Source organism: Bacteroides muris (ex Fokt et al. 2023), assembly GCF_024704895.1.
GTDB lineage: Bacteria > Bacteroidota > Bacteroidia > Bacteroidales > Bacteroidaceae > Bacteroides > Bacteroides muris.
This window is the reverse complement of record NZ_JAMZEE010000120.1, coordinates 1-553: the sequence shown is the minus strand read 5'-3', so window position 1 is coordinate 553 and position 553 is coordinate 1. Positions and strand designations below refer to the sequence as shown.

Genomic DNA, 553 nt, shown 5'->3' with positions numbered 1-553 from the left:
GACTTATCGAGAACCTCGCCCGCCTGCACCTTGAAACCTACCGGGAGGATATCGAGCAGTGGCGCAAACTCTGAGCGAATTACGGTAGAACCAATCAAGTCGGTGGATATACTCCATCGGCTTGACTGATATTCCAAATGAGTTATTATACTCACAAACCAATCCGACAGGCGGAGGATTCTTGTGTCCTCAAAGACACAGCAAGGTATATTTTCAGTTACCCGAATGCTTCCGAGTAACTGAAAATCCCAGCACTGCCGTGGGCAGAATTATCCTCCGCAGTCGGATAATTTCAAGGTTCCTTAATCAAAGATTAAACAATGGACAAGCCATAAAATTAAAAGAACAAGAGAATGGAAAAGAAGAGCAAGTACGGGAGAAATCCCAAATTGAATCCGAAGATACACTGTGTGATGGTGCGCTTCGACGATGTGGAATGGAACAGATTCCTGACGATGTACGAGGAATCGAACGTGTATGCGAAAGCCGTCTTTCTCAAGGCGCATTTCTTCGGGCAGAAGTTCAAGGTGCTGAAAGTGGACAAGACGCTGGT

Annotated in this window: 1 pseudogene; it reads left to right on the top strand. The window is 45.9% G+C overall.

Annotation, left to right across the window (positions count from 1 at the left end):
* Window positions 1-353 precede the first annotated feature (353 nt).
* Window positions 354-553 (top strand): annotated as a pseudogene (locus M1B78_RS18525) (conjugal transfer protein MobA); the annotation flags it as partial.